The following is a 7,213-nucleotide window of genomic DNA, read 5'->3' as shown; positions in this document are numbered from 1 at the left end:
CCCAAAGGTCTTCCTCTCAGCCGTCGCACTCGCCGCAACCGTCATGTTCTGGCTATGAATGGAGAACGAGTCCTGACCCTAGGGCGCCGTCTTTCTCATCACACATCCAACTCCTCCACAAACCGCGCGTTTTCCTGGATGTACTGAAACCGCAGCTCCGGCTTCTTGCCCATCAGGCGCTCCACCAGGTCGGAGGTGTCCCCCGGTTCGTCCTCGTCAATCGACACCCGGATCAGCTTGCGGGTCGCGGGGTTCATCGTGGTGTCCTTCAGGTCCTTGGCGTCCATCTCTCCCAGCCCCTTGAAGCGCTGGACGTCGATTTTCCCCTTTCCGCCCAAGCCCTTGGCGAGCCAAAGTTCCTTTTCGGCGTCGTCGGCGACGTACATCCTCCGCGCGCCCTGGGTCAGGCGATACAAGGGCGGGCAGGCCAGATACAGGTGGCCCTTGTCGATCAGGGGGCGCATCTGGGTGAAGAAGAAGGTCATCAGAAGCGACGCGATATGCGCGCCGTCCACGTCGGCGTCGGTCATGATGATGATCTTCTCATAGCGCAGGTCGTCGAGGCGGAAGCGGGTGCCCATGCCGGTGCCAAGCGCCTCGCACAGGTCGCGGATTTCGGCGTTTTCGTTCAGTTTGGCAGAGGCGGCACCGAGGACGTTCAGGATCTTGCCCTTGAGGGGAAGGAGGGCCTGAGTCTCGCGGTTCCGCGCGCCCTTGGCGGAGCCCCCCGCGCTGTCGCCTTCGACGATGAAAAGCTCGGTGCCCTCGCGCGACTTGGCGGAGCAGTCAGTGAGCTTGCCGGGCAGGCGCAGTTTTTTGGTCGCGGTCTTGCGGGCGGTTTCCTTTTCCTCGCGGCGGCGCAGGCGTTCCTCGGCGCGGAGGACGAGGAAGTCGAGGATGGCGCCAGCGGATTTCGGGTCGGCGGCGAGCCAGGTGTCGAAATGGTCGCGGACGGCGTTTTCGACCCATCTGGCGGCTTCCTCGGTGGACAGCCGGTCCTTGGTCTGGCCGACGAACTGCGGCTCGCGGATGAAGATCGAGAGGAGCGCGCAGCCCCCCGTCAGGAGGTCGTCGCGGGTGATCTGGTCGGCCTTGCGGTTCTTGACGCGTTCCCCGTAGGCGCGGATGCCTTTCAGGATGGCGGCCCAGAACCCGGCCTCATGCGTGCCGCCTTCCGGCGTGGGCACGGTGTTGCAGTAGGAATGCAGGTAGCCGTCCTGCGCAGGCGTCCAGTTGATCGCCCATTCGACGGAGCCAGGGACGCCGTATTTCTCTTCGAACGAGACGCGGCCGGCGAAGGGGCGTTCGGAATAGGTGGTGACCTTTTTCAACGAGTCGTTCAGGAAGTCGGCAAGGCCGCCGGGGAAGTGGAAGGTGGCCTCTTGCGGGGTGTCGCCATCGGGGAGGGCCGATTTCCAGCGGATCTCGACGCCGGAGAAGAGGTAGGCCTTGGACCGCGCCATCTTGAAGAGGCGGGCGGGTTTCAGGGTCTGGTGGCCGAAGATTTCCGGGTCGGGGTGGAAGGTGACGGTGGTGCCGCGGCGGTTCTGGGTGGGGCCGAGTTTCCGGATCGGGCCCTGGGGGATGCCACGGGAGAAGGATTGTTCGTAAAGCTCGCGGTCGCGGGCGACCTGGACGGTCATGCGGTCGGAGAGCGCGTTGACCACGGAGGAGCCGACGCCGTTGAGGCCGCCGGAGGTGGAATAGGCCTTGGCGTTGAACTTGCCGCCGGCGTGGAGGGTGCAGAGGATGACCTCCAGCGCGGATTTGCCGGGGAATTTGGGGTGCGGGTCGACGGGGATGCCGCGGCCGTTGTCGCGGACGGTGACGGAGTTGTCGGCGTGGAGTTCAAGCTCGATGCGGTTGGCGTGGCCCGCGACGGCCTCGTCCATCGCGTTGTCGAGGATTTCGGCGACCATGTGGTGGAGGGCACGCTCGTCGGTGCCGCCGATATACATGCCGGGGCGCTTGCGGACGGGCTCGAGCCCTTCGAGGACCTCGATCGAGGAGGCGTCATAGGTGGAGGCGCCGGAGAGGAGGTCGTTGGACATGGGGCATCACCTGTTCAAATGCGCAGGCATTAGAGCATTGATGGGCCTTGGGGCGCAAGATGTGGGGGGTGGTCGGGCCGGGAGGTGTGGCCTAGGTTGGGGGCCAGGCAGAAGGAGGATTGCGATGCGGGTTCTGTTCACGGGCGGGTCGGGCAAGGCGGGCAGGCATGTGGTGCCTTACCTCGTGGCGCAGGGGCACAAGGTGATGAACTTCGACCGGGTGCCGCTGGGGCTGGCAGGGGTGCATGACCTGATGGGGGATATCTGCGACGCGGGGCAGGTTTACAGCGCGATGCGGACCCATGCGGGCTATGAGGAGATGGAGGACGGGGCGGCGAAGTTGTTCGATGCGGTGGTGCATTTCGCGGCCGTGCCCCGCTACGGGATGGTGCCGGATACCGAGACGTTCCGGGTAAACACGGTGGGGACCTACAACGTGCTGGAAGCGGCGCTGAAGATGGGGATCCGGAAGGTGATCGTGGCGTCCTCGGAGACGACCTATGGGGTGTGTTTCTCGGATGGGGTGGTGGACCCGAAGGTGCTGCCGCTGGAAGAGGATTACGACATCGACCCGATGGACAGCTACGGCATGTCGAAGAAGGTGAACGAAGTCACGGCGCGGAGTTTCCAGCGGCGGTTCGGGGCGGATGTCTATTGCTTAAGGATCGGCAACGTGATCGAGCCGCACGAATATGCGACGCTGTTCCCGCCCTTGCAGGACGATCCGGGGCTGCGGCGGCGGATCACGTTTTCCTACATCGACGCGCGCGATCTGGGGCAGATCGTGGACCTGTGTCTGAAGAAGGACGGGCTGGGGTTCCAGGTGTTCAACGCGGTGAACGACGAGAACGCGGTGCCGCAGCCGAACTCGGAGCTTTTGCCGCGCTTCTTCCCGAATGTGCCGCTGTCGCGGCCGGTGGGGGAGCGGGAGGGGCTCTTGTCCAACCGGAAGATCCGGGAGGTGCTGGGGTTCAAGGAGCAGCATCCCTGGCAGAAGTATGTGAAATGAGGCTGGCGGCGGACCGGGGGTTTCACACCCCCGGACCCCCGTGGAGTATTTCTGAAAAGAGCAAGCCGATTTTTCGACGGGGTGCGTTAACGTTAATCGGGTTATTGCTGGAATCGCCGCAGAGTGGTCGCGCGGTGCAGGCGGGGACGACGATGATCGTTACGGGAAAGACACCCCGCAGCTTGGCCTGGCCGTCCGTGGGGTGTTGATGTTCCTCGCGTTGGACGTTCTTCCCCAATCAACCTGAGGCAAGCGGCCCCGGATTGCTCCGAGGCCGCTAACTGGTGCGATACCTTGTTCTCTCTGCTCTCCGCGCTTTCCGGTTGTCCGTTGATTTACTCGCGGGACCGGTCGGTTTGGAGCGAACGCTCCACAAAGTATCTCCTTCGCAATCGCCGGGCGGGAAACCAGATCGTCTCAACGAGAGTATTCGGCACCGCCGAGTTCCAGAGGACAACCACCCACTTTGACGAACCAACGCGGTGATGCGCGCGGCCAACTGTTGCGACATACACCAAAACCCCGTCAGGAGCGTTCCGTCAGTGCATCACCACTGACGCTTCAAGAGTGGGGAGATCAGAAATGCCTCCAACAAGGGAAGCTCCTTTCTCCCCCCACTGATGAGGGTAGCAGTGAGATAGGAATGCGGTCCGCTTCCTTCAAGAACCAGTAGCCTGTCTTGTATCCGCCCCGCAAAGACTCATGTTCTGCAACCCTCACGCAGGTTCCGCCATCCGCGCGGCCCACATCTTCTGGAACGCCTCGCGCGACTGGCATGTCTCCAGCCAGGCCTTCACCGCCGGGAATTCTCCCAGCAGCGTCGGGTGGCCCTGGGCGTAGCGCAGGCATTCGGCGAGGTTGAGGTCGGCGACGGTGAAGCGGTCTGCGACGAGGTAGGGCTGGGCCGCAAGGTGCGCCTCAAGCCGTTTCAGCGGGCGGCGGAGTTTTTCGGCATTGATCGCGATGGCTCCCTGGCCTTCGGGGGTCTTGTCGCCTCCGGCTGCGACGACGTTCTGGATCTCCAGCGCCGGGGTCTCGATCGCCGTCACGGCAAGGAGGGTCCACTGGTCGATCAGCGCGGCCTCGGCGGGGGTTTTCGGTCCGAGGTCGCCGCCGCGCGTGCGGGCGATGTGGTTGGTGATCGAGAGGCTTTCGGTCAGCACGAGGTCGCCCTCGACCCAGGCCGGGATCTGGCCTTGGGGGTTCACCTTCAGGAAGGCGGGCGAGGCGGTGTTGAGGGGGGCATCGGGGGCGCTTGCCTGCGGCAGGCGGTAGGCCTGGATGACGGGGATGTGCTCGAACGCTTCGCCGAGTTCGTAGAGGAGCCAGATCGGGCGCGAGGCGCGGCTGCGGAAGACGCCGTAGAGGGTGGGCATGGGGGAGACTCCATCGTGGTCGGGGGCAGGTTATGCCGGGGGAAGGGCAAGCAAAAGGCCCTTCCGGGGGGTGGCGGGTCTTGATCGTCATCAAGGCGGACTGCGGCAGGTCGTGCTATCGTTCGAGGATCAAGGCGAGGAGAGGTGCCCTGCATGGAAGACAGCCAGATGATCCTGAAACCCGCCGAAAGCGTCGAGGCGCGGCCCGAAGCCAAGGCCGAGGTCGCTGCGAACCCGCTGCATCAGGCGTTTGAATCCGGGCGCTACCCTTACGCCCGCCTGATGGGGCGTGTGACCTATGAGGCGGAGAAGGCCAAGCTGCAGGCGGAACTCCTCAAGGTGCAGATCTGGGCGCAGGAGACCGGGCAGAAGTTCGTGATCCTGATGGAGGGGCGCGATGCAGCCGGCAAGGGCGGCACGATCAAGCGGTTCATGGAGCATCTGAACCCGCGCTATGCGAGGGTCTGCGCCTTGACCAAGCCCTCGGATGTGGAAAAGGGCCAATGGTTCTTTCAGCGTTACATCGCGCATCTGCCCACGGCGGGGGAGATGGTGTTCTACGACCGGTCCTGGTACAACCGGGCGGGGGTGGAGCGGGTGATGGGCTTCTGCACGCCCAGCGAATACCTGGAATTCATGCGTCAGGCGCCGGAGTTCGAGCGGATGCTCGTCCGGTCGGGGATCCGGCTGTACAAGTACTGGTTCAGCGTGACGCGCGAGGAGCAGCGGGCCCGGTTCCTGGCGCGGGAGACGGACCCCCTGAAGATGTGGAAGCTGTCGCCGATCGACAAGGCGTCGCTGGATCGGTGGGACGATTACACCGAGGCGAAAGAGGCGATGTTCTTCTACACCGACACGGCGGATGCGCCCTGGGTGATCGTGAAGTCGAACGACAAGAAGCGCGCCCGGCTGAACTGCATGCGGCATTTCCTGTCGACCATCAGCTACCCGAACAAGGATGCGGAGGTCGTGGGTTCTCCCGATCCGCTGATCGTCGGGCGGGCGACGCAGGTTTTGGGCATGGGTCCGGCGATCTATGACGTGGCGACGCATCCGGCGATGCTGAGGGGCTGAGGGGCAGGGCAGATTGGCGCCGGGGGGCGCGGGCCGCTCTTGGCCTTGCGGCGGCGGCCCGGTAGGGTGCGCGGCATGGTGCGCACTGTCCTGTCTGTCCTTGTCCTTGCCGCCGGTCCCGCCGGGGCGCATCCGCATGTCTGGGTCGATACCGGGGTCGAAGTGATCCTGAACGACCGCAACGAGGCGACGGCGCTGCGGATCAGCTGGACCTATGACGATCTGTATTCGCTGTACATCGTGGGCGACATGGGGCTGGACCCGGACTGGGACGGCAAGCTGACGCCGGAGGAGGAGGCGCGGCTGTCGGGGTTCGACATGAAATGGGACCCGGGATTTGGCGGGGATACCTATGCGCTGATGGGCGGTGCGGCGCTGGAGCTGTCGCGGCCGAGCGACTGGACGGCACGCTATGACGGGACCAGGATCACCTCGACCCATCTGCGCAGTTTTGCCGCGCCGGTGCCGGTCGGGGCCGAGCCTCTGATCGTGCAGGCCTATGATCCTGGCTATTATGTCGCCTATTCGATCCCCGGCCCAGCGGTGATTGCCGGCGGCAAGGGCTGTTCGGCGCAGGTCTTCGTGCCCGATCTGGACGAGGCGCAGCGGAAGCTGATGGATGCCTTGTCGGAATATACTCCCGATGTCGACCTTGAGGCCGAGTTTCCGGCGGTGGGCGCGAATTTCGCCGAAGAGGTGCGGGTGACATGCGCCGCGCCCTGATGCTGGCGGGGCTGGGGCTGGTCCTTGCACTGGTTGCGCTGTGGCTGGCGGGGGCGCTGGACGGGCTGGCGCGGGGGTTGGCGCTGGTGCAGCGCGAGGCGCAGAATCAGCTGGCGGCGGCGATCCGGGCCTTGCGCCGAGGCGATCCGGGGGCGGTCACGGCGTTCTGGGCGCTGTGCTTCGGCTATGGGGTGCTGCATGCGGCGGGGCCGGGGCATGGCAAGCTGGTGATCGGTGGCTATGGCCTGGCGCGGCGGGTGCCGGTCGGGCGGCTGGCGGGGCTGGCGCTGGCGTCGAGCCTGGCGCAGGCAGCGGTGGCGGTGGGGCTGGTCTATGCGGTGCTGGCGGTGCTGGGACTGGGCCGGGTCGCCGTCGAGGGCGCGGCCGAGCGCTGGGTGACGCCCTTCGGGCACGCGATGATCGCCGGGCTGGGGCTGTGGCTGGTCTGGCGCGGGGTGCGGGGTTTGCAGGTCCGGAAGGGGGCGGCGGGTCCTCGGGCACAGGACCATCTCCATCACCATCACCACGACCACGATCACAGCCATGTCCACGGGCCCGACTGCGGCCATGCCCATGGCCCGACGCCAGAGCAGGTGTCAGAGGTCAAAAGCTGGCGCGACGGGTTGGCGCTGGTCGCAGGCATCGCGCTGCGGCCCTGTTCGGGCGCCCTGTTCGTGCTGATCCTGACCTGGCAGCTGGGCGTGGCGCTGGCAGGCGTCGCCGGGGCCTTCATCATGGGTCTGGGCACGGCTCTGGTGACCGGCGGCACGGCCATCCTGTCGGTCTGGGCCCGCGAGGGGGCGCTGCAAGGGCTGGGCGGAGGCCGGATCGCGCGGGTCATGCCGCTGGTGGAGCTTGCGGTGGGGGCGGTCCTTGCGGCGGCGGCGCTGGGCCTGTTGATCGGCGCGGCCTGAGCCCGCTGCGCCGCGGCGGAAACCCTGCCTTGTGCCCTTGCGGCGCCGCAGGTAATCCGGGCGCAT

Annotated in this window: 6 protein-coding genes; 4 read left to right on the top strand and 2 right to left on the bottom strand. The window is 65.8% G+C overall.

Features of this window, described 5'->3' with window-relative positions; translation table 11 throughout:
* Nucleotides 1-98 precede the first annotated feature (98 nt).
* Nucleotides 99-2,051, bottom strand: a complete 1,953-nt coding sequence (gene parE / locus D5084_RS02020; protein ID WP_128513830.1) for a DNA topoisomerase IV subunit B — start codon at nucleotides 2,049-2,051, stop codon at nucleotides 99-101.
* A gap of 124 nt (nucleotides 2,052-2,175) precedes the next feature.
* Here parE and D5084_RS02015 point away from each other — a divergent pair, with 124 nt between their 5' ends.
* Complete coding sequence (locus D5084_RS02015) at nucleotides 2,176-3,060, top strand: NAD-dependent epimerase/dehydratase family protein (RefSeq protein WP_128513829.1); 885 nt, start codon at nucleotides 2,176-2,178, stop codon at nucleotides 3,058-3,060.
* A gap of 716 nt (nucleotides 3,061-3,776) precedes the next feature.
* On the opposite strand, the gene D5084_RS02010 is transcribed toward D5084_RS02015, so the two are convergent.
* The gene (locus D5084_RS02010) at nucleotides 3,777-4,436 is read right to left on the bottom strand and encodes a glutathione S-transferase family protein (protein WP_128513828.1); all 660 of its coding nucleotides are present in this window, start codon (nucleotides 4,434-4,436) and stop codon (nucleotides 3,777-3,779) included.
* Between the two features lie 168 nt (nucleotides 4,437-4,604).
* Between D5084_RS02010 and ppk2 the strand changes: the two genes are divergently transcribed.
* The 3 genes from ppk2 to D5084_RS01995 all read left to right on the top strand — a co-directional run bounded on the left by ppk2 (nucleotide 4,605) and on the right by D5084_RS01995 (nucleotide 7,147).
* Nucleotides 4,605-5,510 (top strand): polyphosphate kinase 2, encoded by a 906-nt coding sequence (ppk2, locus tag D5084_RS02005; protein ID WP_238382493.1) that lies wholly within the window; start codon nucleotides 4,605-4,607, stop codon nucleotides 5,508-5,510.
* A 75-nt stretch (nucleotides 5,511-5,585) separates the two neighbouring features.
* Nucleotides 5,586-6,233 carry a DUF1007 family protein gene (locus D5084_RS02000; protein ID WP_128513826.1) on the top strand — a complete coding sequence of 216 codons (648 nt, stop codon included), beginning with the start codon at nucleotides 5,586-5,588 and terminating at the stop codon, nucleotides 6,231-6,233.
* The gene (locus D5084_RS01995) at nucleotides 6,218-7,147 is read left to right on the top strand and encodes a nickel/cobalt transporter (RefSeq protein WP_128513825.1); all 930 of its coding nucleotides are present in this window, start codon (nucleotides 6,218-6,220) and stop codon (nucleotides 7,145-7,147) included. The genes D5084_RS02000 and D5084_RS01995 overlap by 16 nt, the downstream gene beginning before the upstream one ends.
* The last annotated feature ends 66 nt before the right edge of the window (nucleotides 7,148-7,213 follow it).

Source organism: Tabrizicola thermarum, assembly GCF_003574395.1.
Classification (GTDB): domain Bacteria; phylum Pseudomonadota; class Alphaproteobacteria; order Rhodobacterales; family Rhodobacteraceae; genus Tabrizicola; species Tabrizicola thermarum.
This window is presented reverse-complemented; position numbering and strand designations above follow the sequence as displayed.